Genomic DNA, 574 nt, shown 5'->3' with positions numbered 1-574 from the left:
TGCTGAAGGTGTTCGCGGAGCTGGTGGGGGCGGGCGCGGCGGTGGCCGACCTGGGGTGCGGGCCGGGCCGGGTCACCGGGTTCCTCGCCGCCGAGGGACTCGACGTGTTCGGGCTCGACCTCTCCCCCGCCATGCTGGCCGTCGCCCGCCGCGAGAACCCCGGCCTGCGCTTCGAGCAGGGCTCCATGCTGGAGCTGGACCTCCCGGACGGGAAGCTGGCCGGTGTCGTGTCCTGGTACTCCAGCATCCACACCCCGGTGGAGCGGCTGCCCGCGCTGTTCGCCGAGTTCCGCCGCGTGCTGGCGCCGGGCGGGCATCTGCTGCTGGCCTTCCAGGCGGGCGAGGAACCCCGGCGCCACGACCGTCCCTGGGGCCACCCGGTCAGCCTGGACTTCCTCCGCCGCGACCCGGAGCGCATGGCCGCGCTGCTGGAGGAGGCGGGGTTCGCCCTCACCTCCCGCACGGTCCGCGCGCCGGGCCCCACCGAACCCGTACCGCAGGCGTACCTGCTGGCCCAACTGGGCTCTATGGCCCGGTGATCTGACCCGACCCCTCGTACAGCCCCTCCACCGCG

The 574-nt window shown here is 74.7% G+C and carries 1 protein-coding gene; it reads left to right on the top strand.

What is annotated here, in order from left to right:
- Window positions 1–539, top strand: a 539-nt coding sequence (locus CCN33_RS30400; protein WP_107484030.1) for a class I SAM-dependent methyltransferase, incomplete at its 5' end; no start/stop codon positions are given.
- Window positions 540–574 lie beyond the last annotated feature (35 nt).

Source organism: Streptomyces recifensis (genome assembly GCF_002154615.1).
Classification (GTDB): Bacteria; Actinomycetota; Actinomycetes; order Streptomycetales; family Streptomycetaceae; genus Streptomyces; species Streptomyces griseoluteus.
This window is presented reverse-complemented; position numbering and strand designations above follow the sequence as displayed.